Source organism: Streptomyces sp. ActVer (assembly GCF_027270795.1).
GTDB lineage: Bacteria > Actinomycetota > Actinomycetes > Streptomycetales > Streptomycetaceae > Streptomyces > Streptomyces umbrinus_A.
The window spans coordinates 1-23594 of record NZ_JAPWHT010000052.1; the positions used below are offsets into that span (position 1 = coordinate 1).

General features: G+C 69.4%; 20 protein-coding genes and 2 pseudogenes. 13 read left to right on the plus strand and 9 right to left on the minus strand.

All coding sequences use genetic code 11. The features are described 5' to 3' along the window. Window positions 1-89: 89 nt before the first annotated feature. Together O3Q52_RS11585 and O3Q52_RS11590 are read right to left on the minus strand one after the other, a co-directional pair. The gene (locus O3Q52_RS11585; RefSeq protein ID WP_269648699.1) at window positions 90-938 is read right to left on the minus strand and encodes a MaoC family dehydratase; all 849 of its coding nucleotides are present in this window, start codon (window positions 936-938) and stop codon (window positions 90-92) included. Window positions 939-1091: 153 nt separating this feature from the next. Then, window positions 1092-2429 carry a 3-oxoacyl-ACP reductase gene (locus tag O3Q52_RS11590; protein ID WP_269648700.1) on the minus strand — a complete coding sequence of 446 codons (1338 nt, stop codon included), beginning with the start codon at window positions 2427-2429 and terminating at the stop codon, window positions 1092-1094. Between the two features lie 226 nt (window positions 2430-2655). On the opposite strand from O3Q52_RS11590, the pseudogene O3Q52_RS11595 reads away from it, so the two are divergent. From O3Q52_RS11595 to O3Q52_RS11605, 3 genes and pseudogenes are all read left to right on the plus strand, one after another. Continuing rightward, a pseudogene (locus tag O3Q52_RS11595) lies at window positions 2656-2928 on the plus strand (acetyl-CoA C-acyltransferase); the annotation flags it as partial. 277 nt (window positions 2929-3205) lie between these two features. Next, complete coding sequence (locus O3Q52_RS11600) at window positions 3206-5071, plus strand: long-chain fatty acid--CoA ligase (RefSeq protein WP_269648731.1); 1866 nt, start codon at window positions 3206-3208, stop codon at window positions 5069-5071. Window positions 5072-5113: 42 nt separating this feature from the next. Further along, window positions 5114-5360, plus strand: a pseudogene (locus O3Q52_RS11605) (ABC transporter ATP-binding protein); the annotation flags it as partial. A gap of 133 nt (window positions 5361-5493) precedes the next feature. Here O3Q52_RS11605 and O3Q52_RS11610 read toward each other — a convergent pair. Beyond that, on the minus strand, window positions 5494-5697 hold the full coding sequence (locus O3Q52_RS11610) for a cold-shock protein (protein WP_033319512.1): 204 nt from the start codon (window positions 5695-5697) through the stop codon (window positions 5494-5496). A 354-nt stretch (window positions 5698-6051) separates the two neighbouring features. On the opposite strand from O3Q52_RS11610, the gene O3Q52_RS11615 reads away from it, so the two are divergent. Both O3Q52_RS11615 and O3Q52_RS11620 read left to right on the plus strand, forming a co-directional pair. Beyond that, window positions 6052-6933, plus strand: a complete 882-nt coding sequence (locus O3Q52_RS11615; RefSeq protein ID WP_269648701.1) for a menaquinone biosynthetic enzyme MqnA/MqnD family protein — start codon at window positions 6052-6054, stop codon at window positions 6931-6933. A 121-nt stretch (window positions 6934-7054) separates the two neighbouring features. Further along, a complete protein-coding gene (locus tag O3Q52_RS11620; RefSeq protein WP_269648702.1) occupies window positions 7055-8833 on the plus strand; it encodes a serine/threonine protein kinase in 1779 nt (592 codons plus the stop codon). Here O3Q52_RS11620 and O3Q52_RS11625 read toward each other — a convergent pair. Both O3Q52_RS11625 and O3Q52_RS11630 read right to left on the minus strand, forming a co-directional pair. After that, the gene (locus O3Q52_RS11625) at window positions 8826-9455 is read right to left on the minus strand and encodes a hypothetical protein (protein WP_269648703.1); all 630 of its coding nucleotides are present in this window, start codon (window positions 9453-9455) and stop codon (window positions 8826-8828) included. The two genes, O3Q52_RS11620 and O3Q52_RS11625, sit on opposite strands and share 8 nt — an antisense overlap. Window positions 9456-9471: 16 nt before the next feature. Next, entirely contained in the window at window positions 9472-14079 is a 4608-nt protein-coding gene (locus tag O3Q52_RS11630; protein WP_269648704.1) for an FtsK/SpoIIIE domain-containing protein, read from the minus strand. A gap of 241 nt (window positions 14080-14320) precedes the next feature. Here O3Q52_RS11630 and O3Q52_RS11635 point away from each other — a divergent pair, with 241 nt between their 5' ends. From O3Q52_RS11635 to O3Q52_RS11670, 8 genes are all read left to right on the plus strand, one after another. Next, window positions 14321-14626, plus strand: coding sequence for a WXG100 family type VII secretion target (locus O3Q52_RS11635; RefSeq protein WP_079053446.1), 306 nt, complete (start codon window positions 14321-14323; stop codon window positions 14624-14626). A gap of 121 nt (window positions 14627-14747) precedes the next feature. Beyond that, window positions 14748-15071, plus strand: a complete 324-nt coding sequence (locus O3Q52_RS11640) for a hypothetical protein (protein ID WP_269648705.1) — start codon at window positions 14748-14750, stop codon at window positions 15069-15071. Next, window positions 15068-16585 carry a putative T7SS-secreted protein gene (locus tag O3Q52_RS11645; protein WP_269648706.1) on the plus strand — a complete coding sequence of 506 codons (1518 nt, stop codon included), beginning with the start codon at window positions 15068-15070 and terminating at the stop codon, window positions 16583-16585. Before O3Q52_RS11640 ends, O3Q52_RS11645 begins: the two co-directional genes overlap by 4 nt. Window positions 16586-16967: 382 nt before the next feature. Beyond that, window positions 16968-17921: a hypothetical protein gene (locus tag O3Q52_RS11650; protein ID WP_269648707.1), complete on the plus strand. Its 954-nt coding sequence runs from the start codon at window positions 16968-16970 to the stop codon at window positions 17919-17921. Further along, window positions 17918-18562, plus strand: coding sequence for a hypothetical protein (locus O3Q52_RS11655; protein ID WP_269648708.1), 645 nt, complete (start codon window positions 17918-17920; stop codon window positions 18560-18562). The genes O3Q52_RS11650 and O3Q52_RS11655 overlap by 4 nt, the downstream gene beginning before the upstream one ends. 1 nt (window position 18563) lies before the next feature. Then, on the plus strand, window positions 18564-19157 hold the full coding sequence (locus O3Q52_RS11660; RefSeq protein WP_269648709.1) for a hypothetical protein: 594 nt from the start codon (window positions 18564-18566) through the stop codon (window positions 19155-19157). 80 nt (window positions 19158-19237) lie between these two features. Continuing rightward, window positions 19238-19753, plus strand: coding sequence for a hypothetical protein (locus tag O3Q52_RS11665; RefSeq protein WP_269648710.1), 516 nt, complete (start codon window positions 19238-19240; stop codon window positions 19751-19753). Window positions 19754-19976: 223 nt separating this feature from the next. After that, the gene (locus O3Q52_RS11670; protein WP_269648711.1) at window positions 19977-20555 is read left to right on the plus strand and encodes a hypothetical protein; all 579 of its coding nucleotides are present in this window, start codon (window positions 19977-19979) and stop codon (window positions 20553-20555) included. Here O3Q52_RS11670 and O3Q52_RS11675 read toward each other — a convergent pair. Genes O3Q52_RS11675 through O3Q52_RS11690 form a run of 4 tightly spaced genes read right to left on the minus strand, consistent with a single transcriptional unit; the run spans window position 20538 to window position 23568 of the window. Beyond that, entirely contained in the window at window positions 20538-21146 is a 609-nt protein-coding gene (locus tag O3Q52_RS11675) for a hypothetical protein (RefSeq protein WP_269648712.1), read from the minus strand. The two genes, O3Q52_RS11670 and O3Q52_RS11675, sit on opposite strands and share 18 nt — an antisense overlap. Window positions 21147-21152: 6 nt before the next feature. Then, window positions 21153-22541, minus strand: a complete 1389-nt coding sequence (locus O3Q52_RS11680; protein WP_269648713.1) for a hypothetical protein — start codon at window positions 22539-22541, stop codon at window positions 21153-21155. Then, window positions 22538-22867 (minus strand): hypothetical protein, encoded by a 330-nt coding sequence (locus O3Q52_RS11685; RefSeq protein WP_269648714.1) that lies wholly within the window; start codon window positions 22865-22867, stop codon window positions 22538-22540. Before O3Q52_RS11685 ends, O3Q52_RS11680 begins: the two co-directional genes overlap by 4 nt. Then, window positions 22864-23568 (minus strand): hypothetical protein, encoded by a 705-nt coding sequence (locus O3Q52_RS11690; protein ID WP_269648715.1) that lies wholly within the window; start codon window positions 23566-23568, stop codon window positions 22864-22866. The genes O3Q52_RS11685 and O3Q52_RS11690 overlap by 4 nt, the downstream gene beginning before the upstream one ends. Window positions 23569-23594: the final 26 nt, after the last annotated feature.

The following is a 23594-nucleotide window of genomic DNA, read 5'->3' on the forward strand; positions in this document are numbered from 1 at the left end:
GCGATACGGCCGCGCGCCGATGCACCGCACCAGACGCCGCACGCTGATCCACGAAGATCGGGGAGACAGGACCTAGGGCGAGGCGCGCGTCAGAGCGCGGGGAGGACCTCTCCGGACAGGTGCAGCCGGCCACCCGGCCCCCGCAGCTCGAAGGCGGCACCCTCCGCCCCGTACGACACCGTCCCCGGCAGAAGCACCGGCGCCCTGAACTCCGCCCGGACGACGGCCGCTTGAGGCACCCCGTGCTCGGCGAGGCAGCGCGCCACGGTCCACATGCCGTGCGCGATGGCCCGGGGGAAGCCGAACAGCCGGGCGGTGAGGGGGTGCAGATGGATCGGGTTGCGGTCTCCGGACGCGGCCCCGTACCGCCGCCCCACATCCCCGGCGAGCGCCCACTCGGCCACGACGGGCAGGGGCTTGCGCTCTTCGGGTGCCGCCGGCCCGCCGGTGCTCCCCGCCGAGGTGCGGTGCCGCGCCAGATACGTACTCCGCGACTCCCACACGAGCTCGCCCCCCGCCCGCATCTCCGTCACGACGACGGCCTCGGTCCCGCGCCGGTGGGGCGCCAACTCATCGACATGCACCGCGAGTTCGTACTCCCCGGTCGCCGCCGTCGCCTTCCGCCGGGTGATCCCGACGGACGTGTGCACCAGCCCGACCAACGGCAACGGAAAGGCCCGCTCGCTCATCAGCCGCATGGCCAACGGAAATCCGAGAACGTGCGGATAGGTAATCGGCAACTCGTCGGCCCCCACCCCGAATCCACAGGCCCGCTCATACGCGGCGAGCTTCCCCAGATCGATGCGAAGCCCCGGGAGAACCAATCGGGTCCGGGGCGCCGTGACTCCCGTCCGGGCCCGCTTGAAAGGCGAAAGGAAAGCACCCCGGGCAAGCAAGGCCCAGAGACGCGGCGAACCGTCGAGAACGTGGGTATGCATGGGCCCCTTCACGTCATCCAACACTGACTCCCCTTCTGGGCTGGGCAGAGATTTTTTTAGGGGCGCGGGGCTGTGTCAATGTGCGGCTCCGCCGCGTGGGCGCGACCAGCCCCAACGCACCCGCAGACTCAAACGGCGCCCCAAGCGGAGCGCTCACGCCCCCAAAAGGCTCTGCCCACACACCCGAACAACCTGCCCGTTCACAGCCCCCGACCCCGGATGCGCGAACCAAGCCGTCGTCTCGGCGACATCGGCCGGCAACCCACCCTGCGCAAGCGAGTTCATCCGCCGCCCCGCCTCACGAATGAACAACGGCACGGCCGCAGTCATCTTCGTCTCGATGAACCCGGGCGCGACCGCATTCACCGTCACCCCGTGTTCCGAGAGCGCCCGGGGCGCAAGCGACCGCACAAGACCCGCAACCCCCGCCTTGGACGCGGCATAGTTCGTCTGCCCGGCGTTCCCCGCGATCCCGGCGATGGACGCGGTGGCGACCACTCGCCCACCCGCTCGGAGCGCGCCGGCGGACAGCAGCGCATCGGTCGTGCGGAGCACACTCGCAAGGTTGACGTCGAGCACCGAACTCCACCGATCCGCAGGCATGTTGACCAGCCGCCGGTCCCGAGTGATCCCCGCGTTGTGGACCAGCACGTCGAGCCGCCCGCCGGGCAGCGCGTCCGCGATCCGCGCGCCCGCGTCGTCCGCCGTGATGCCGAGCGGCTCGGCGACGGCGGCGAGATCGCCCCCGGCGGCGGGCACGTCGAGGCACACGACCAGCGCCCCGTCCCGCGCCAGCGTCGCGGCGACGGCCTCACCGATCCCGCGGGCGGCCCCGGTGACGAGCGCGGTACGCCCGGCAAGGGGCTTCTCCGGATCCCCGGCCCCGGCCGGCCCACCGCCATCACCACTGCCACCGTCCCCGCCACCGTGGCCGCCGACCTCGATCACCTGCCCACTGACATAGGCCGACCTCGGCGACAGCAGAAACCGCAACGTCGACTCGGCGGCCCCCGCCTCCGAGAGCCGTACGAGATTCACCGTCCGTCCGCGTCCGATCTCCTTGCCGAGAGACCGTGTGAACCCTTCGAGGGCCTGCTGGACGGCGGCCTGGTGGTGGTCGGCGGGGTCCAGGGGCGTGCCGACCACCACGACCCGCCCGCTCTCGGCGACCGACCGTACGACGGGGTGGAGGGCGGCGTGGACCTCGGCCAGCCCGTCGATGTCACGGACACCGGTGGCGTCGAGGACGACGGCGACGGGCCTCTCGCCACCAGAACGCGGCTCCTCGCCGCCGGAGCGCGGCCCCGACCTGGCCAGGACGGGCGCGAGGTCCAGATCGGACTTGCCCGCGGTGAGATGCAGCAACTCCCCATGGAGCGACGGCTGTTCTGCGCTCCAGCGCCGCAACCGCACCGGCTGCGGCAGCCCGAGCCGGCGGGTCAGGAACCGGCCGGGGGCGGTGCCGGTGAGACTCAGGTAGCGGTCGGCCATCGTCCAACTCCCAGCTCGGTCGTATTCTTACTCTGGAGTAAGGTTACCCGAGGTAAGCCTACGTCACGGTGAGGAGCAGGTCGAGATGAGCCCCCTTGAACCCCTGCCGGAACCCCTTCCTGAACCCATCCGGGAACCCCTCCGGGCGCCGCAGCCGCGTCGCGTCGCGGTCGTCGGCGGCACCCGTGTCCCCTTCGCCCGCTCGGACAGCTCGTACGCGACCGATGACCTGGTCGTGCCCTTCCGGGGGCTGGCCCGTGACCAGAACCGCCGGCCCGGCTCGACGGTCGGCAAACTCGCCTCCCTGAAGCCGGTGTTCGGGCTGAAGGACCCAAGCAACCCCGACAGCCCCGACAATTCCGTCCCGACCATGACTGCCGGGAACTCGACGCCCCTCACTGACGGCGCGGCCCTCGTGCTGCTCGCGAGCGAGGAGTGGGCGTCGGTGCGCGGGCTGACACCGCTCGCGTATCTGACGGTGTACGAGACGGCGGCCGTCACGGCGATCCTCGAACGCCCGTGAAGGGGCGGAGAGCACGAACGTGAGGGGCCGAAGGGTACGAACTCGACGGATCCGCGGGCAACGCCCTTGTTGCGTCGGTATGTTGGGCAAAAGATGAACAGGCGTCCGAACGTGCACGAACCTCTCACTCTTCCGCACAGAAGCACCTCACTTTCCCAGGTGAACCCGCCACTTCACCGGTCCGTAATGGGGGGAGTGCAAGAGTTAGGAGCCGTCAGTGTCCCGCGATCCGTCCGACAATCCCGAGCTCGTCATCCCTGAACCCGAGGTCAGGCGGCTCGACGGGGTCGTGCGTGAGGTCTCGGTGCCCCCGATGGTGTACGCCGTCACGCACGGTTCGCTCGCGGACATCCCCTTCGACAACGCGGAGGAGGCGCCCGACGACCCGGTGCTCAGCCGGAAGGGCGCGGACGGCCGCTGGACCGACGTCACGGCCGCCGAGTTCGCGGCCGAGGTCCTGGCGGTCGCCAAGGGGCTGATCGCGGAGGGGCTGCAGCCCGGCGACCGGCTCGCGATCATGGCGCGTACGACGTACGAGTGGACGCTGCTGGACTTCGCGGCCTGGGCGGCCGGGCTCGTCACCGTCCCCGTCTACCCCACGTCTTCCGTCTTCCAGACCCGCTGGATCCTCCAGGACTCCGGTGCGGTGGCGATCGCCGTCGAGCATGTGGCGCAGGCCGCCGCGCTCGGGCCGGAGCGCGAGCGGCTCCCGGACGTCCGCCACATGTGGATCTTCGAGAAGGGGCACACCGAGCGCCTCGCCGAGCTGGGGCGTGACGTACCGGACCAGGAGGTCGCGGTACGCCGTGGCGTCCTCGGCCCCGACTCGCTCGCGACGATCATGTACACCTCGGGCACCACGGGCCGGCCCAAGGGCTGCGCGCTGACTCACGCCAACTTCTTCGCCGAGGTCGACAACGCCGTCCAACTGCTCCACCCGGTCTTCAAGTCCAGCTTCAAGGACCCGGCGTCCACGCTCCTCTACCTGCCCCTCTCGCACGTCTTCGGCCGGATGGTCGCCATCGCCTGTATGCGGGCGCGGGTCCGTCTGGGCCATGCGCCGAGCATCCGTACGGAGGAACTGCTGGCCGACCTCGCCGGCTTCAGCCCGACCTTCCTCCTGGCCATCCCGTACGTGCTGGAGAAGGTCTACAACACCGGCCGCGCGACCGCCGAGAAGATGGGCCGAGCCGCCTCCTTCGACCGGGCGGCCCGCGTTGCCCGCGGCTACGGCGAGGCGCTGGAGGCCCAGCAGCACGGCACCGGCCCGGGGCCGGGCGCGAAGCTCAAGGCGGCCCGTGCCCTCTACGATCCGCTCGTCTACCGCCGTATCCGCGCGGCCCTCGGCGGGAAGGTCCGCCAGGTGGTCTGCGGCGGCTCCCCGCTCGGGCGCCGCCTCGCCTCCTTCTACGCCGGCGCGGGCATCCAGGTCTTCGAGGGCTACGGCCTGACCGAGTCGACGGCCGCCGCGACCCTCACCTACCCGCACCGGCCGCGCCTCGGCACGGTCGGCTGGCCGCTGCCCGGCACGCGCGTCCGGATCGCCCAGGACGGCGAGATCCTGCTCAGCGGGGAGCAGGTGTTCCGCGGCTACTGGGACCCGCAGGCGGGCGGGGTGGTTCCGGCCGACCAGGAGGGGTGGTTCGCCACCGGTGACCTCGGCGAGCTGGACGACGACGGCTACCTCACCATCACCGGCCGCAAGAAGGACATCCTCGTCACCACCAGCGGCAAGAACGTGGCACCCGCGCCGCTGGAGGACTGGCTCCGCGCCCATCCCCTCATCAGCCAGTGCGTGGTCGTCGGCGACAACCGTCCCTACATCACCGCCCTGTTGACCCTCGATGCCGAGGGCATGGCCCACTGGTGCCGCATGACCGCCAAGTCGGACGTCCCGGTCGCGACCCTGGTCACCGACCCCGATCTCCTCGCCGTCCTCCAGCGCGCCGTCGACGACGCCAACCGCCTCGTCTCCCGGGCCGAGTCCATCCGCCGCTTCACCGTGCTCCCCCTGAATTTCACGGAGACGGCGGGCCATCTGACCCCGACGATGAAGCTCCGCAGGGCCGTGGTCACGCGGGAGTTCGCCCGGGAGATCGAGGAACTGTACGCGGAGTAGGTCCCGGCCCGGGTTTCTTCGCCCCCGCCGCCCCTACCCTTCGTCCTGGACGAGGCGGTCGCCGCGCTCGACGTGTCGATCCAGGCCCAGATCCTGCGGCTCCTGGACGACATCCGCCGGGACACCGGGGTCGCCCTGGTCTTCGTCAGCCACGACCTGGCCGTCGTGCAGCACGTCACGGACGAGGTCCTGGTGATGCGCCGCGGCCGGACAGTGGAGCAGGGGCCCACCGGGCGAGGGCTGGGACCCGGCGGACGCGGTCGCGGCGCGGGCTTCTCTCAGTGTCTGAACGGCAGGAGCCGTGAGAAAAGGTGAGAAAAGGCAGGAGCCCCGACACCTGACGGTGTAGGGGCTCCTTGGGTACTTCTACTCGGTTCCGGATCAGAGTATTGGGCTCATGGAGCCAAGACTCGGCCGAAGGATCAGACGGGGGTGACGTTCTCCGCCTGCGGGCCCTTCGGACCCTGGGTCACGTCGAAGGTAACCGCCTGGTTCTCTTCGAGAGAGCGGAATCCGCTCGCGTTGATCGCGGAGTAGTGGACGAAGACGTCCGGGCCGCCGCCTTCCTGGGCAATGAAACCAAAGCCCTTTTCAGCGTTGAACCACTTCACGGTTCCGGTAGCCATAAGCCCTCCTTGGGCCCAAAGGGTTGCCCTGCTCCAGAACCTGCAAGGTGTAAACAAAAGCTTGTAAACAACTGCATTCGTCTGAAAACGACGAGAGCCCGCGGTCACATGCTCCGCAGGCTCTGTACTGCAAGGGAAACCAAACTGCAACTTGCGACGAGCGTACCCACGAGGGCAGCCGAAAGCAATAGAGGGCAAGATCACGTCACCCGGAAGTTTGGCGGGGTCGCCCGATGGGCTGACGTTGCGGTATCACTTGGCGTCACAGGGGTTGACAGGAGCGGGATAGATCCTTTCGGAACCACTCGGGACCCTGAAGCCTGCACCGTACCCCATGGGCGCTAGCCTCGCGATGTGGACAATTCTCCCGAGTCTCCCGAGGGGCGTCCCGACGCCCGCCCATCCAGGCCGCGCGTCGGCCACATCCAGTTCCTGAACTGCCTGCCCCTCTACTGGGGGCTCGCGAGAACGGGCACGCTGCTCGACTTCGAGCTCACCAAGGACACCCCGGAGAAGCTCAGCGAGCGGCTGGTGCGGGGCGAACTCGACATCGGCCCGATCACCCTCGTCGAGTTCCTCAGGCACGCCGACGAACTGGTCGCCTTCCCCGACATCGCGGTCGGCTGCGACGGCCCGGTGATGTCCTGCGTACTCGTCTCCCAGGTCCCGCTGGACCAGCTCGACGGAGCCCGGGTCGCCCTCGGCTCGACCTCCCGTACGTCCGTACGTCTCGCGCAGCTCCTGCTGGCGGAGCGGTACGGCGTCACGCCGTCCTATTACACGTGCCCGCCCGACCTCAGCCTGATGATGCAGGAGGCCGACGCGGCGGTGCTGATCGGCGACGCCGCCCTGCGCGCGAACCTCCTCGACGGCCCGCGCTACGGCCTTCAGGTGCACGACCTGGGCACGCTGTGGAAGGAGTGGACGGGGCTGCCGTTCGTCTTCGCGGTCTGGGCGGCCCGGCGCGAGTACCTGGAGCGCGAGCCCGTCCTCACGCGCCAGGTCCACGAGGCCTTCCTCTCCTCCCGGGACCTCTCCCTGGAGGAGGTCGGCAAGGTCGCCGAGCAGGCGGCCCGCTGGGAGGCCTTCGACGAGAGCGTCCTGGAGCGCTACTTCACGACCCTCGACTTCCGCTTCGGGGGGCCGCAGCTGGAAGCGGTCACCGAGTTCGCGCGGCGGGTGGGACCGACGACCGGGTTCGCGGCGGACGTGAAGGTGGATCTGCTGCAGCCGTAGGGAAGGTCACCCGCGTACGGCACGGCATTACCCTGCTGGACAGGGCTGCACGGCGGGACGGTGCGGCACCTGTGGGGACGGGGTGGACGGGGTAATGGAACACGGGGGAGGTGCGGGCACCATGCAACCGCTCGGAGTCGATGAACCCACCGTCGTGGGGCCCTACCGGCTGCTGGGCCGGCTCGGCTCGGGCGGAATGGGCCGTGTCTATCTGGGCCGCAGCGCGGGCGGCCGTACCGTCGCGGTCAAGATCGTGCACCCGCACTTCGCGCTCGACGAGGAGTTCCGGGCCCGTTTCCGCCGGGAGGTGGAGGCGGCGCGGCGGGTGGGCGGCGCGTACACGGCACCCGTGCTGGACGCCGGCCCGGACGCGCCGGTCCCGTGGGTCGCCACGGCCTACGCCGCGGGTCCGTCCCTCGCCGCCGCGGTCGCCGACTCGGGCCCGCTCCCGGAGCATTCCGTACGGGTCCTCGGCGCCGGACTCGCGGAGGCGCTGTCGGCGGTGCACGGCCTGGACCTCGTCCATCGCGACGTCAAGCCGTCGAACGTCCTGCTGACCCTCGACGGCCCCCTCCTCATCGACTTCGGCATCGCCCGCGCGACGGACGGCACGGCCTCCCTGACCTCGACCGGCGTCTCCGTCGGCTCGCCCGGCTACATGTCGCCCGAGCAGATCCTCGGCAAGGGGGTCACGGGAGCGGCGGACGTCTTCTCGCTGGGTGCGGTACTGGCGTACGCGGCGACGGGATCGTCCCCGTTCCCCGGCGACTCCTCGGCCGCGCTCCTCTACAAGGTGGTCCACGAGGAGCCCGAACTGGGCGCGCTGTCGGGCGACTTGAGGGACGTGGTGGCCGACTGCCCCTCGAAGGACCCGCCCGCCCGCCCCACCCCGGCCGCCCTCGCCTCCCGCCTCGCCGCGGAGGGCGCGGCGCGGCTGGTGACGGCGGGATGGCTGCCGGGACCACTGGTGGAACAGGTCAGCCGCAGCGCGGTCCAGCTCCTGAACCTGGAGGCGGCGGACGTGACGCCGTCGGGGGTGGTGGGCTTCAGCAGCCCTTCGGTGGGCGACTCCAACGGTTCGGCGCCGGCGGAGGGTCCCCGAGCGGCGGTGGCGGATGGGTCCCGGGCGACGCCGACCCCGGCCGACTCCGCGCCCCCCGCCGGAGTGTTCGGCCCCCCGGACCCGTCGTACGCGCCCTACGCACCCCATACGCCGCCGCACGCACCGCAGGGGCATCTGTCCGGCCCCCCGACCCACGTCCCGGAACCACGCGACGCGGCGGCAGGCCCGGACACCTCCCCGGGGAAGGTGTCCGTCAGCGTGGCCGCGACCTCCGTACCGACGGCGAACGGCCGTGGCCGCAAGCTGAGTTGCACGGTGGCGCTCGCGGTGGCGGGAGCGCTGGCGGCGGTGGTGATCGGCGGGGTGTTCGTGGGTGACCTGCTGCCGGGCGGGGACAACGACAGCGGCAGCGACGCGGGCGGCCCGGCCAACTCCCAGCCCGCGGCCACCCCGAGCGCCTCCGGCAAGGACGGCAGTGACCTCTCCGCCGTCCCCAGCTCCTACCTCGGCACCTGGGAGGGCGACGGCTTCGCCCTCGACGGCAAGCTCCCCATGGGCACGTTCCGCGTCACCGTCCGCCAGGCAGAGGTGGGCGACCAGCTCGGCACCTTCCGCCAGACCGACCTCATCGGCGGCACCTGCGACACCGACCTCATCCTCAAGAAGGTCACCCCCAAGCAACTGATCGCCACCAGCATCTCCAAGCCCTCCACCACCTCCGAGTGCACGACCGGCCGCCACGAGGTCCGCCTGATCCCGACAGGCGACGACCTCCGCTACGAGACGGACAACGCGGACGCGGGGGATCCGGTGGCCCGGATGTCGAAGGTCAAGTGACGGGTCGGGCGGAGGGATCAGCGGCGGCCGCCGCCACCCGACGCCGGTACACGGCACGTCCGCCGGCCAACACCGCCGCGGTGACCAGGACCGCGCCCCAGCCCACGCCCCAGATGTACGGGTACTCGTCCTGGAGCCGGCAGACGCCGCCCTCTTCGTAACAGCCGAAGCCGCTGAGGCGCCTGGGCTTCTTCGCAGCGAAGGCCACGACGAGAAGCAGCGCCGTCAGAGCCGCACCGGGCAGCGACGCACCGATCCAGCCGAGCGAACCGGCCTTGTCCTGCGGCCACTTCACACGCGTGAGCGTCACGACGAGATGGGCCACCACGAGCGGTACGAGGACGCCGGTGGTCGCCGCCAGCCCGTACGGCCCGCCGGGCCAGGCGGGAGCGACGTCGCCCCAGATCCCGTGGCCCCAGGCCCTCTCGACAAAGGTGAGAGCACCGATCGCGGTGACGAGGGCGACGATGAGCGCCCAGCGCAGCACCGAGCCCCACGACACCTTCCGCCCTCGCACCTCTCGTCCGTCCGGCGGCGACACCGGCACCCGGCCCCGCACCGGCTCGTACCGCAGGCTGCTCGCCGCAGCCTTCCGCCGCTTGGGCTTCGCCGACCCGCTCATGCGGCCCTCCCGGGTGTCACAGCGGCACGGTGACCGTGAGCGGGTCCCCGTTGCCCAGGTGGAGCATTCCCTTGCCCGGGGTGATGGGGCCGCCGACCATGCTGCGGGTGGTGCGGATGCCGATCAGTTCGCCGGCGCCGGAGTCCTGGGGGGAGAGGAGGAGGCCTCGACGGCCCTTCTTGGCCTCGACCTGCCAGCCGGAGAAGCCGCTGCAGACCTCTTCCTCGTCACCGCCGATGACGAGCGCGAGGCCGCGGTCGGCGCCGCGCTGGACGAGACGCTTCAGCTCGCGCTCGCAGTCCGCGTCCTCCAGGACCTCGCCGTCGTCGACGACGACCACGATGGGCTCCTCGGGGGACGCCGACTCGATCGCCTCGTTGAAGTCGTCGCTCTCGATGTCGTCGTCGGTGAATACCTTCAACACGCCGTCCTGGCCGTCGAGTTCACGCAGCGGCGACGGGCGCGGGGCCGCGATGACGAGGCGTACGCCCTGGAGGAGGTACGAGCGGGCGAGGTTCAACAGGGCCGTGCTGCGGCCGGACTTCGCCGGACCCGCGACGACGAACGTCGGCACGCCCTGCGAGAGGTCCGGGCCGAAGGCCATGATGTCGTCGCCGCCGATGCCTGCCAGACCCCACAGCTTGGACTGCGCGACCGCCGGGTCCCGCATCTCCCAGGCCTCCGCGAAACCGATGCGGGAGGGCAGGGAGTCCACCCGGAACGGGCGCCGGGCGCGCGGGACTTCGGCGTCGCGCGCCGCGGCCGCCTCGCCGATCGCGGCGAGCGCCGCCGCCTGACCCTGACCGGTCAGGTCGTCGGAGAGCAGCGCGAACTGCGTCTCGATCGCCGTCTCGTTCTTGAAGCCGCGCCCGGGCGGGATCTCCTCCGGCACCTTGCGCGCGTTGATGCCGAGCATCGAGAAGTCGGACTTGTCGGCGAGACGCAGACCGTACTTCTCCTCGGTGAGCGAGGCCATCCGGCCGAGCAGCACCTGCCGGTCGCCCGTGACGACGAGGTGGATGCCGACGCTCGCGCCCTCGCGCATCATCGTCTGCAACTCGTCCGTGAGTTCACCGTGGTTGTACTCGCCGAGCGTCGGCAGCCAGCCCTCCCACCGGTCGAGCAGTACGACGATGTGCGGCAGCCGCTCCTCCTCGGTGACGGACGCCCGCTGCTCCCCGATGTCGGCAAACCCCTTGTCGGACAACAGGTCCTGACGCCTCGTCAACTCGCCCTTGAGGCGCGTGACCAGCCGTACGGCCCGCTCCGTCTGGTTGCGCGCGACGACGGCACCGCAGTGCGGCAGCCGCGTCAGCGCGTTGAGGGCGCCGTTGCCGCAGTCGATGCCGTACAGGTGCACGTCCGACGAGGAGTGCGTGCGGGCGATCGAACCGGCGAGCGTGCGCAGGATCTGCGAACGGCCACTGCGAGGCGCACCGCCCACGATGAGGTGCCCGAAGGTGGAGAAGTCGACGACGACCGGCCGGCGGGCCTGGTCGGCGGGCAGGTCCTCGACACCGAACGGGGCCGGCGGCAGCTTGCCCGCCGACAGCGCGGCGACCGCGGGCATCTCGACCTCGTCCAGCAGCAGCGTCTCGGAGAGCGCGGGCAGCCACGGGCTGTGCTGGGAGGGGATGCCGAGCGCCCCGTTGGCGTCGCGGATCGCGTCCACGAGCACCTTCAGGTCGGTGATCTCCTCCTCCTCGCGCGCCTCGGCCTTGGGCTTGACGAGCGCGGCACGGCCCAGGTCCTCCCAGGCCAGCGGCCCGGCCCAGGGCGCGAGCACGGTCGGGTCGGCGGCCCCGGGCCGCCGACCGCCCACGCGGCCGGACTGGAACGGTACGAGCGAGGCGTGCCCGAGCCGGACGTACGCGCGACCGGGTGTGCTCTTGGAGATGTGCCCGGCCTCGGGCGAGTCGATGACGTCGCTCGACTCGCCGCCGTCCGTCACCCGCAGCGCGATACGGAGGTTGGTGTTGGCCCGGATCTCGGGCGACACGACACCACTCGGCCGCTGGGTCGCGAGCAGCAGGTGGATACCGAGCGAACGGCCTCGCTGGGCGATGTTGACCAGACCCGTCACGAAGTCGGGCAGGTCACGCACCATCGAGGCGAACTCGTCGATGACGATGAGGAGTCGGGGCAGCGGCCGGTTCGAGGGATCGCGCCGTACGAGATCCTGGTAGTCCTCGATGTCCTTGGCGTCGGCGGCGGCCAGGATGTGCTCGCGCCGGTGCAGCTCGGCGCCGAGCGACTCCAGGGCCCGCTCGACGAGGTGCGCGTCGAGGTCGGTGACCATGCCGACGGTGTGCGGCAGGTTCACACAGTCCTTGAAGGCCGCGCCACCCTTGTAGTCGACCAGCACGAACGTCATGTTCTCGGGTGTGTTCGCGACGGCCAGCGCGGCCACGATGGTCTGCAGCAGCTCCGACTTACCGGAACCGGTCGTACCGGCGATCAGACCGTGCGGCCCGTCCCGCCGGATGTCGATGCCGAACGCCCCGTCGTACGACTCACCGACGACCGCCATCGTCGACTGCCCGCCCATGCGCCAGCGGGCGGAGATCGCGTCGCTCGTCGGCGGCTCAAGCTGGAGCACGTCGAGCAGCCGGCTGGAGCCGGGCAGCGCCGAGTCCTCGGTCTCGCCGCTGATGTCGCGGATGGGGGAGAGGGACCGGGAGAGGCGGGCGCACCAGGCCGCCGACACGAAGTCCGGCCGTACGTTCTTGACCCGGGCCGTGCCCGTCTGCTCGACGCGCAGCCGCAGTTCGAGCGGCTTCTGCTCGCCGGTCTGCCGGTCGTCGGGCTCGGCGGTGTGCCAGGCATGGAAGGAGGGGAAGCCGCTGCCCTGGGCCGCCGGTTCCCGGGACGCCGTGACCGAGGTGATGTGCTCCTCGGGCTTCGGCTCGGCGATGACGATGGCCTGGCACTCGCCGGGCAGGAACCGTTCCTCGGCGTCGAGGCAGATCGCGTACATGCTGACGCCGGGACCTTCGCGCAGCAGCCGTACGACGCCGGGCATGGACCGAAGCCGCCGCGAACCGTCCCAGACAACCACGATGTCCGGGTCGGTGAAGTTGGTCTGGCGCCCGTTCTCCTTGGCGGCCTTCTGGCGGGCGTCGAGGAGCTGGGTGAGTTCGCCGATACGGGCGCCGACGGTCTCGGCGTCCGTACCGATCAGGACGTTGGCGTCCTGGGCGCCGGAGGGGCGCGAGTGCGGCAGCCAGCGGACCCAGTCCCAGGTGGTCCGGGCGCTGTTCTCGGTGAGGACGTAGAACTGCACGTCGAGCGGACTGTGCAGTACGGCGCTCTGGGCGACGATCCATCGGCCGATGGCCTGCGCCGAGTCACCGGGCCCGGCAATCCCCACGACACCGCGCTCGCGCAGCGGCAGCGCCACCGGGGCGTCCTGGATCTTCCAGGTGACCTCGCGCTTGTGGTCGTCCTGCTCGGGGTCGTCGAGCACGACCTCGGAGGGCAACTGCCCTGTGCCGACCCGGAGTACGAGATGGTCGGCGTCGGTACGCCGCCGCTCCCACAGCCGCGTACGGGGCCCGGTGCTCATGGACAGCACGGAGGCGGGATCGGGCACGGCGAGCCGCCGGTCGAGCCGCTCGGCTATCAGGGCGTCCTGAGCGTCCTTCTCGATCCGCTCCTTGTGCTCCTTGTACTCCTTGACCTGCTTCGCATGGGACTTGCGCCCGTGCTTCTTGTCCATGAAGTAGTTGCCGAAGAGGATCAGCGGGCTCAGCAGAGCCATGATCAGGTAGTACCAGCGCCCGAAGATCATCACGGCCACGACCGCGCCGACCAGCGGGGTCAGGGCCATCAGCCAGGGCAGCGGCCGGGCCTCGAAGTCGCGCGGCGGGGCGGGCAGCTTGAACCGCGTCTGGCGCTCCGGGGGCTGAAGGCGGGGCGGCCGGTTGTAGTCCAGCCCGGCCCCGTCGTCGGACCACTTGAGCGCGGCGTTGGGCGCGGAGTAGCGGTCGAGTTCGAGGAGGGTGTTGCCGACGGCGACCTGGGCACCGAGGGGCCAGTCCTTGCCGTCGAGGGGCTCACCGTCGAGGGTGACGCCGTCCTTGTCCTTGTCGTCCTTGTCATCCCTGTTGTTCTGGTCGTCCCCGTGTGCGACGACCTGACAGGTTCCGTCCGTTGCAACTGACAACGTCAGCGCGCGGGCGGGAAGCTCCGGATCGTCGATCCGTACGTAGGAGGCGGGGCCGCTGCCGATGTCGTACCGCCCGATGCCGAGCCGGTGCACGGCGCCGGCCGCGGGCCCGCTCGCCACGCGCCGCTCGACCAGGCCGGTCGGGTCGCCGGGCAGGCAGCCGGCGGGGTCGTGCAGGCTGACGACGGCGCCTTCGCGCAGGGGTGAGGTGCCGATGGTGGAGGCCGGGTCGACGGGATGGCCGTCGACATAGGCGAGGGGCGCTCCGCCGCTGCCCGCCTGCTGTCCGTGCTGTCCATGGTGCCCGATGGGGATGATCTGTGCCCCGCCGCTGTAGCCGACGTGTGCGGCCAGCTCTTTCGCGATGTCCCCGACCGAGGACTCGGGATCCGCGTCGAGCACCACGTCGGCGTTGGCGCCGCCCAGTGGATCGACGACGGTCAGAGTCAGGCGCACGATCGTCCTCCCCGTTGACTGCTCTCCTGCTGCCCAGTTGCTGCCCAGTGACGATATCCGCTCCACCCTTCCCACAGGCAACGGCGTATGTGCTGGTTCCCTGAAGGCTCTTGAAGGATCCGGGGTGTGCGGCTGCAAGCGTCCTGCGTAAGCTGCAGACTCGGCGGACGATCGCATCATCCGCAACGGGAGCCACGGGGGTTGGCCCTGCGGCAAGTCGAGTTGTTATGGAGGACGCCACATGGCCGGCGGCAAAGACGCAGATATCACTTATGACGAGATGCACAAGGCGGCTACCAAGCTGACCGACGCCAAGGACAAGATCGACGAGAAGCTCGACGCCCTTGAGCGCTACATCCAGGGCCTCGTCAAGGACGGTTACACCACCCGCAAGGGCTCGCAGGCCTTCGAGGACTCCTTCACCGAGTTCAAGAAGGGCGCGAAGGACACGATCGAGGGCCTGACCGGCATGTCCAAGTTCCTGACCAGCGCCGCGAAGGCGTACCAGGACCTGGATGATGAGCTGGCCAAGGGTGTCAAGGGCTGAAGTGGCTCTTGGGTGGTCGAGGTCGCCTTCGGGGGCCCGGGCCGCCTGGGGATGGTGTGGCGGCTGATCAGGCCGCCACACCATTTCCGTTGTCGGAGACCGGACCGCAGGCAGGGGAGTCGTGTCGGATCAGCAAGTCGACCTCACGCGCATCAAGGAGAGCGCCAGGTCACTCTCCAGGATTCACGGCGAGTTCACACGTAACGCGAATCCGGCCGAAGGGCTCACGGTCGATACGTTGGGCGACAAAGGCCTTATCGATACATTCGACGACTTCGGCGACAACTGGAAGATCCACCGAGAGCGCCTGACGGATGAGCTGAAGAAGCTGTCCACGGTTCTATCCCAGGCCGCCAAGGGGTACGAGGAAATCGATCATCAGCTCGCCGAGGCTCTGCGGGGCACGGACCCGAAGAAGTCCACCTCCAAGGGCGGGTCGAAGTGACGCGCCCCAGAGCCGACGAATGGTCGGCGATCGGTGAGGCATCGGACCCGGTCCCCGGCGATCCTGAGGAGGTCGCCAAGCTCGGCCGCGACCTGCGGAAGACCGCGGACTCCATCAAGAAGCAGGCGGACGAGATCAAGGCCCTGTCGGGCGTCGATGCCTGGAAGAGCAAGGCGGCCGACGAGTTCCGCAAAGAGGCGGAAGAGGCGGAAGGGAAGCTGCGCAAGGCGTTCAAGCGCTATGACGCCGCGGCTGATGCCCTCGGCGAAAAGGTGATCGAGGGGGGCGCCTCGAAGGAGTACGCATCGGAGCTGCACCGAGCGCAGAAGATGGCGGACAAGGCGCTCCGCGACGCGCAGGACGCGGAGTCGGAGCAGAAGTCGAGCACCGGCGCCATCGACAACCTTCCCAAGGGCGCAGCGTCCGACGACCCCGACCGAAAGAAGCTGGAGAAGCGCCAGGAGGCGGCTACTTCGGCGATGGAACGGGCGAAGAAGGACTTGGAGGCCGCAAAGGACGTCCGTGACGCGGCGGCCGAAGCGGCACGGAAGACCATCCGGCACGCCATCGACCATGACGGCCTGAAGGACGACGGCTGGGACAAGTTCAAGGACTGGGTGCACGACAACGCCGGGTGGATCAAGGTCTTGGTCGAGGCCATGGGCTGGATCGCCACCATCTGCGGAACCTTGTCCTTGCTGGTCGGTTGGATTCCCATCGTCGGACAGGCGCTGGCCGGGGTGCTGGGAGCCATCGCACTGGGCGCCACGCTTGTTTCCCTGGTGGGGCACGTCCTGTTGGCCCTCGCCGGTGAGGGCAGCTGGTTCGATGTGGCAATGGACGTCGTAGGGCTTGCCACTCTGGGCATTGGCCGCGGCGCCATGGCCGGAGCCAAGGGGGCCATGCAAGGGGCCAAGGGAGCGGCTCGCACGGCCGCCTACAAACAGGCAATGTCGCGCGTGACGGCCAAAAAGGGCAGTGCGGCCTTCAAGAAGGCAGAGCAGAAGGCATGGAACCAGGCCAACCGGCTGAGTGGCGGCGCTCTGCGCGGCAAAGCCGGAGCCGAGGCGATCGCCACTGCCCCCAAGGGATGGTTCCCGGGCGCAGGCCGCCTGGGGGAAGCATTCAGTCCCAAAGCCATCGGAAAAGAAATGGTGGACGGGTTCAAGGGGGCCAAGGATTTGAGGCCCAGCAACATTTCACAGCTGCGTAGCGGCGATGCATGGTCGGGATCCGCTTTCAAGGTCGGCGACAGCGGACTTGACGACCTTTCCCGACAGATCGATGAAATCGCCCCGGAAATTCGTAATGCCGACGAGGTCACGGCCGCGATGGACGTCTTCAAGACCCAGACGCACATCTGGCAGGGTACGACTGCCACAGCGACGTTCCTCGACGCCGCGGACAAGGGGAAGCTGACAGCTCCGCTCGGAGACGCGATCGGCGTCGATCTGGGAGACGGGCTGTGGTCGGCCACGGGAATCAAGGACACCTGGACAACGAGCAATGGGTAGTGGATCTGACCCCGGAACAGCGCTTCCGGAACCCGCCTTGCGGCCGAGGGGGACACGCCGCCATGCCGTCGACATCGCGCGGCACGCGCGTCTCTACCGGGACGGAAAAGATCTGATCCTCCGGGATCGGCGCATGCGCGAACGCCGATACCCGTGCGGGGACGACGGGATTGTCCGCGCGGTTTTCGTTCCGCCGCCCGACCGACAGACGCAGGCCAAGGGCAGCTTCGCCGACCGATGGGGCGTTGTGGCCTTCAAAGGCGGCGACGGAAGGACGATTCTGCGGGTCCCGTTGGCCGAGTGGCTTCCCGAAGCGGGTCTCGTTGGCCTGATGTCCCTGAGTCCGTCGGAATGCCTCGACCGGACCGGGCTACGTCGACTCGTGACCGACATCGGGATTTCGCTGGAGGAGAGCGCGGGGTCACAAGAACACCCTGAGGGCGACGCGTCCGGCGCGTCCGACCGGGCGGTTCACCGGGACCTTCCGGCCTGGCACAACTGGGCGCGAGGGCTCGGAATTCTCGTCTGGTTCGTCTTCTTCCTCGTGGTTCCCATGACGGGCAACGGCAACGAGTGGACGGCCCTGGCGGCGGCGACCGGGCTGTTCCTCGTACCCGGCGCGGACCTTGCCGTGCGCCTTCTGCTGTGGTCCCGCGCCCGCCGCGACACCTCGCTCGCGCATGCGGAGGTCGTCGTGCCGGCACCGGAGGCAGGGGCAGACGCGCCCCGTCGGTTCCGTGCCACAGCGGCCGTACGCGTCATGCCAAGGGATGTCGTACTGACCAACACGCTCGGCGAGGAGCGCTGGATCCCGCGGGGTGGAAGCTGTGGAGTGACCCGGCTCGTACGTCTGACGGACCCGGCATCAGGCGCCGTTCTCGGCGTCGAGTTCAGGGATGGCGCGAACGAGGCGCGAGCTCTCCTTCCCTGGCGATGGTGGTTCGGTGGTCCGGAAGGATCCGGAACCTGGTCGCAGCTGGTCAGCACACTCGCCGTACCTGTCTCGGACGAGAAGGCGCGGAGCGTTCAGCAGGCGGATCCCTGGTGGCAGCATCACGAACTTGCGGCGGACGCCAGGAAGATGTCACCGGTGCCCGCGAAGGAGGCACGCAGGCAGACGAGTTGGCACTCGTCCGTGATCGGAGGCGGCGAGCCGATCGTGGTTCCGGTCTTCAGCCTGCTCCTCCTGCCCGGTCTCGCCTCGGACCACGCTCCCGCACAAGTGGCAGGCGTCCTCGCTGCTTTGACGGTGATCGCCTCACTCGCGCCGGTCGTTCACCATCACCTGACCAGTCGTCTCAAGCTCGACCGCCCTGCCGCACCGGAGTCACCGTGACCACCTCACTGGACGAGGCGCAAACGCAGCCACCTCCCTCCGACTACCGACTGCTACTGCCGGACGGCTGGTTCCGGATCGACCTCGAACCCGAGCGCAGAGAACAGTCCGTCGACGCTCTGTTGAGTCGTCGGTTCAGCGGGATCGACAACGAGCCCCGCCTGCGTCGTCTGGTCCGGCAGGAGCTGATCGAACGTGCTGCAAACGCCTTCGACCAGGGAGGCATCGAGCTCTACCTCAGCCTCCAGCAGGCCGGTTCGCTCACGATCCCAGCCTCCTTGCTGATCACTCTGGTTCCTCCACGGCAGCCCGGAGCCGCGCTTCCGTCCCTGCACAATCTGGCCGAGAGCATCGAAGCCGAGGGCGGTGGCGGGCGCACCGTTTCGATCACCGAACTCGCTGCGGGCACGGCCCTGCGGATGCGCGTCGATCCGGATGCGCCGGACATGCGCGCGGGCGCCACGGCACGCGAGGACGAGGGATCCGCGCTGCCGTCAGTGACGTTGGACTACCAACTGCGCGTTCCTCGCAGCGACATGCACTTGCTGCTGACGTTCTCCACGCCGCTCGTCCAGATCGCCGATGCCATGGTCGAACTCTTCGACGCGGTCGCCGGATCACTCACTTGGAAGGATCAGTGAGGTGAGTTCCATCCTCACATATGGGATTTCCTGCCCACTGGACTGGATCCCCCTTCCCGTCGAGCCGGAAGACGATGTCCTGGGCTGGGCAACGGGGGCGGCGAAAGGAATCGTCGACAGAGGCAGGGCGGCGGGATACGAACTCGATCAGGAAGCGGTACGCAGCGACCTTCGCGCCAGAGCGGCGGACAGCCGGGAACGAGAGCCTTTCTTCGCCTTTGCGCTCTACCCCGACGGATTTGACGCCGCACTGGGAATTCTGGAGCTCGACCTCATCCGTTCCGACGCGTCGGTCCCCGAGATCACTCTGGACTGGTTGACGGAGACCTTCAGCGTCGATGACTTCGGGGCTCCGCAGGTTCTTCGGACCGAGCTGACGGTCGGGCCGGCGGTACGCATCCGACAGAACTTCGCCGCACGTGCCGACACGGCCGGACAACCGGGTGTCCTTCTGGAGACGGTCACCTACGGGGTGCTTCCGACCGGCACCGAGAGCGCGCTTGTCCTCCTGGTGTCGTGGGCTGTACCAGGCATCGGGGACGAAATGGAAGAGGCCGCGGACAGCATCGTGAAGACTCTGGCCGTCGAGTCCTGAGAGCCTCCGCCCGCGGACTCCTTGTGGTTCCAACCTCCTCGGGCAAAGCCCCGAGTCACTCCTTGGCTGAGAGGAATGAGATGACCTCATCGGACGGAGACATGTTCGATTGTTCCGTCGAATTCCCACCCGGTTGGGTCGACGTGACGGACGAGAGCCCCCGGACCGATGACGATCCGATCATTGAGGCGCGGTACTACTCCGAAACCGGAAGGCGCCTCGCCAACCTCGAGATCGACTCGTACGGGGAGGAAGGCGTGCTCCGCCCGAGCCCGGACGCGGTCCTGCCGCTCGTGCTGGACTGGTCGAACGCCGACATCACAGGCGAGCCCGAGGTGACGCATCCCGAGCTGCCGGCCGGGCCCGCGATGCGTGTGCAGGCGACGATGCGGGTGAAGCGCATGTTCGGGCTTCGTCGGAAGCGCGCCGCATTCGTCAAGTACGTCGTCTACCCACCCGATATGGAGAACCTCGTCGTCGTTACTGTCGAGTGGGAGGCGATCGCGCGTACGGAGGAGATCGTGCGGCTGGTCGAAGAGGTGGTTCAGGCGATGAGTCTTACTCCCCTTGCTGCAGATGCAGAAGGCTCCGAATGAATTCGGGCTTCCCATGGCACCAGGCGCCCACAAGAGGTCGTGAGCGAGGGAGAAGGCATGGCGTCGGGAGGTCGCTCGGCGCGGCTTCGTGAGAGGCAGCCCTTCGCTCAAGCGTGTCGAGCCTGGCCGGTCCCGCTCCTCGGGATCTGAACCACTGCCCACCTGCTCGTGGCCACCCCGGCCAGCTATCCTCGTCCGGACCCCGTGAGGAATGGGAGAGTCCATGTCTGTTGGATCAGGGGCCGGGGAGCCCCGGGCGCAGAGTCCTGGGCGGTCGGCGGCAGGGAACATCGCATTCGGTGCGGGGCTGCTGCTCGTCCTGGCGACCATGACGCTCGGCGCCTTTGCGGGCGTGGCCCTGACCATCGGCCTGGCCGACGACTCGTTCCTGTCGTCGGCGATCCCTGACGACGGCCGCAATGCCATGGGTATCGGCGGTATCGGCATGGGCGGCCTGCTGGGTCTGATGCTGCCCCTGCTCCTCTTGGCGGCGGTCCGGGGGACCGAGGAGAAGCCCAGGCTCGGACCGGGCGAGGCCCTGCTCAAGGCGCTCGCCCTTGTTCTGTTCAGCGTCTACCTGGTCGTCGTCTCGCTGCTTGCCGCCCAGCTCGGCTGGATCCTCCCCAAGGGACCGACGACCCTGGTGAGCTTCTTCGTCGTCGGCTTCAGCTGGATGCCGCTGGCGCTCGTCCCGTGGGAACGGTTCGGGCTGGGAGGCGTGGGAGGGCTGCTCCCCAGCTCTGGCGGCACCTCTCGCGGCACTTCTCTGGACAAGGGCGGCGAATCAGGCAAGTCGGACTGAGTCCGCCAGCTCGTCGGCCATCTTCCCCAGCTCCTCGCCGAGCCCCAGCGCTCCCCAGAGAAGCCGGCACTCCAGCGCGGTGGGGTACTCCCGCGGCAGGACGTAGTGCGCCACACCTTCCAGCACATTGCCGCTGTCGGCCTCGGGATCCGTGGGTTCCAGCCGGTGCACGCGCAGCGCGGCGCCCAGCGGCAGCTCCACCTCCGTGATCTCCGGCGGACGGAAGAACGGCCCCTCGGCGGCCTCGGCCTCCGCGCGCAGCACATCCAGACGCAGCGACTCGGCCGGGACGCCCCCCAGTTCCCGTACGCAGTAGAACGCGGCCACGCCACCGTCCTGCGGCGCGAGGACCGCCGCGCAGAGCGCCTTCTGCCGGGCGGCGACGGCCCAGTACCAGAGCACGTCCTCGGTGAACGCCTCGCGCCAGTCGGTGGGGGCGTCGTCGGCCGAGAAGTGCTCGTCGGCCGCGGCCCGCGCCCACTCCTCGGGCCGCTCGGTGGTGAGGTCGAGTACGAGCCAGTTGTGCGGGGCGGGCAGCGTGACGCGGCACTCGCGCCAGTCGGCGGCAGCGGCCGTCTGAGGGGTGTTCATCGGCGGCTACCTCCCCGCCAGCGAGGCGTCGGGGCCGGTCACATCGATGTCGTTGCTCTCGAAGAGCCCGACGAAGCTGTTGGTGTCCGAGGTGGCCCCGGTGCCGGTCGCCCCGAGCGCCCACGAGTTGTACGACATGGCCTGCTTGAAGGCGTCGGGCGTACCGATGAAGCTCAGGTCCGTCGGATCGATGTTCTTGATCCGGGAGAGCTCGTCGACCATTCCGGGACCCACGTACATGCTCGCGAGGCCGCGCGCGCCACCGGCGCGGTAGGCGTCCCGTACCGCCGAGACGTTGTCGCCGACCTTGAACAGGTCACTCCAGTTGCTCCGGATCGTGCCGAGGTCGTCGACGAAGGAGGTGCCCAGACCCCTGAACGCGCCTCCGAGTCCCACGCGGGGCGCGGCGGCAGCCCCGGTCGCCCCGGCACGCGCACCGACCATCTCGATGACCAGCGCGCGCCGCGCGGCCGAGCTCATAGCCGGATTCCACCCGCGTACGTACTGGGCCGCTGCCGTCCAGACGCGGCTGCGGCCCGCCGTGGCGGCGAGCTTGGCGCCGGCGGAGAAGACCCGTCCGATGCCGAAGGTCGCAAGGCCCAGTACGTCCATGGCGACGTCGCCCCAAGACCCGTCGCCGTTGATGGCGAGGAGCAGATGGCAGACGAGCGAGATGGCGGTGGCGATCAGCGCGATCGTGCCGAGGACACCGGCGATCGCCTGCCCGATGATCGGTATCCAGCCGACAAGCAGCGCCACCACCCCGCAGACGGCGGCGACGGCACCCGCGATGTCGGCGACGATGTTCAGGGTGTCCCGGAGCTCGTCCAGCCAGGAGTCGTTGAGGTCGTCGCCCTCGGTGATCTCGTGGATGCGCTTGGCGGCGGAGTTGCCTGCCGTGTTGTGGCGGCTCTTGAGCGTGGCGAGCTGCCCGCGCAGGCCGTCCAGGTCGCCCTGCAGGTCCGTCACCGCGGTGTCGAGCGTCTTCTGCCCGGCCTTGTCGGTGTCCTTGGGCGGGTTGTCGGCCTTGGACTTCGCGGTGGTGATATCGCCGCTCTTCGTCTCGGCCTGCCTCAGCAGCCCGTCCGCCTCGCCCTGGATCGTCGAGAGCTCGGTGTGGTACTCCTTCAGCGCGGCGCCGGCCTCTTCGTAGCGGCCGTGCGCCTTGCTCACGGTCTTCGCGGTGTCGTCGGCCTTCTCGGCGAACTCCCGGCCCGCCTTGGAGTCCCAGCTCTTCTGGTCACCGAGCCTGCGCAGCGCGGCGGCGGCGTCCGAGATGGTCTTCGCGGTGGCGGTGAAACGCTTGGCGAGCGCCGTGAGGTCGTACACATCACCCGGTACGGGATCCTCGTGCTCGCCCAGCACCTCCCAGCGGTGGTCGGCGGGGCGCGTCACTTCTGGTCCTTGCCGGTCCTGCTCTTGCCGCTCTTGTCGCCGACGAGCGCCTTGTACAGCTCGTCGTCGATCTGCGTGTACGCCTCGCCGGCCGTCTTGGCGACCTCGCCCAAGCCCTTGATCTCCTCGATCATCTTCTCGCGGTTGTCGTTCCAGCCGTCGGAGAACTCCTGCAGCCTCTCCTGCAGCAGCTTGTGCCCGACCGTCCGCCGGTCGTAGGCGTCCAGGAGCTTGTCGAGCCCCTCGAACTCCGTGGCCACCGTCCGCAGGCCCACCCCGGCCGTGTGCAGATCCTCGGTGGAGACCCTGAGTCGCCCCTCCGTCATCCCTGTTGCCCCCGTGGTTCCTGAGTCGCTTGAGCTGTCTGAGTCGGTTGAGTTGTCTGAGCCGGCTGGGTCGGTTGAGCTGTTTTCTGCCAGCGGAGGGTACCGGCGACCGCGTCGAAGAGCTCCACCATCGAGTCCGCGATGGGCTCAAGCGGGGTGCTGAACGTCAGCATCAGCACCTCGTCGCGATCCGGTACGGGCACGAAGTACTCCACGATCGTGTCGTCGAACTCGGTTCCGAGCCGCCGGGCCTCCCGGGTCCGCTCCGACCGTCGCCGACGGGCCGCCCGCCCGGCGGCCGGCAGCCGTACGAGAGCCGCCTCACCCTTGCCCCTGAGCGCCGAGACCGCGTCGAGGCTGTCGAACCGCTGGTGGATGCGGGAGATCAGCAGGGACGCGGAGAGAGGGATGCCCGCCGCTTCCAGGAACGACAGGTAGAGCACGACTCCGCCCTGCTCGACGCCAGCCTCCGCGGCCCCCAGCAACTGTTCCTCCGCCTGACGGCGAAGCACCGGCTGGTCGTCCACACCGGCGAACTGCCTCTTGATCAGGGCACTCACGGACGCTTCGCGCTGCTCCTCTGGAACGAGCGGAATGCGAAACCAGTCCTCGGGCGTGATCAGGCCGAAGACGTTCTCACCACCGGACTCACCACCGTTCTCGCCATCGGCGGTCCGGTCGGTGGGCGCGGTCTGTCGCATGTCGCCCGACGCTAGCTGTGGGGGGC

Coding starts and splice junctions, on each gene's coding strand:
- O3Q52_RS11670 (WP_269648711.1), top strand. CDS start 19,977: ATGTCTGTTGGATCAGGGGCCGGGGAGCCCCGGGCGCAGAGTCCTGGG.
- O3Q52_RS11690 (WP_269648715.1), bottom strand. CDS start 23,568: ATGCGACAGACCGCGCCCACCGACCGGACCGCCGATGGCGAGAACGGT.
- O3Q52_RS11625 (WP_269648703.1), bottom strand. CDS start 9,455: ATGAGCGGGTCGGCGAAGCCCAAGCGGCGGAAGGCTGCGGCGAGCAGC.
- O3Q52_RS11590 (WP_269648700.1), bottom strand. CDS start 2,429: ATGGCCGACCGCTACCTGAGTCTCACCGGCACCGCCCCCGGCCGGTTC.
- O3Q52_RS11675 (WP_269648712.1), bottom strand. CDS start 21,146: ATGAACACCCCTCAGACGGCCGCTGCCGCCGACTGGCGCGAGTGCCGC.
- O3Q52_RS11635 (WP_079053446.1), top strand. CDS start 14,321: ATGGCCGGCGGCAAAGACGCAGATATCACTTATGACGAGATGCACAAG.
- O3Q52_RS11620 (WP_269648702.1), top strand. CDS start 7,055: ATGCAACCGCTCGGAGTCGATGAACCCACCGTCGTGGGGCCCTACCGG.
- O3Q52_RS11685 (WP_269648714.1), bottom strand. CDS start 22,867: ATGACGGAGGGGCGACTCAGGGTCTCCACCGAGGATCTGCACACGGCC.
- O3Q52_RS11665 (WP_269648710.1), top strand. CDS start 19,238: ATGACCTCATCGGACGGAGACATGTTCGATTGTTCCGTCGAATTCCCA.
- O3Q52_RS11610 (WP_033319512.1), bottom strand. CDS start 5,697: ATGGCTACCGGAACCGTGAAGTGGTTCAACGCTGAAAAGGGCTTTGGT.
- O3Q52_RS11585 (WP_269648699.1), bottom strand. CDS start 938: ATGCATACCCACGTTCTCGACGGTTCGCCGCGTCTCTGGGCCTTGCTT.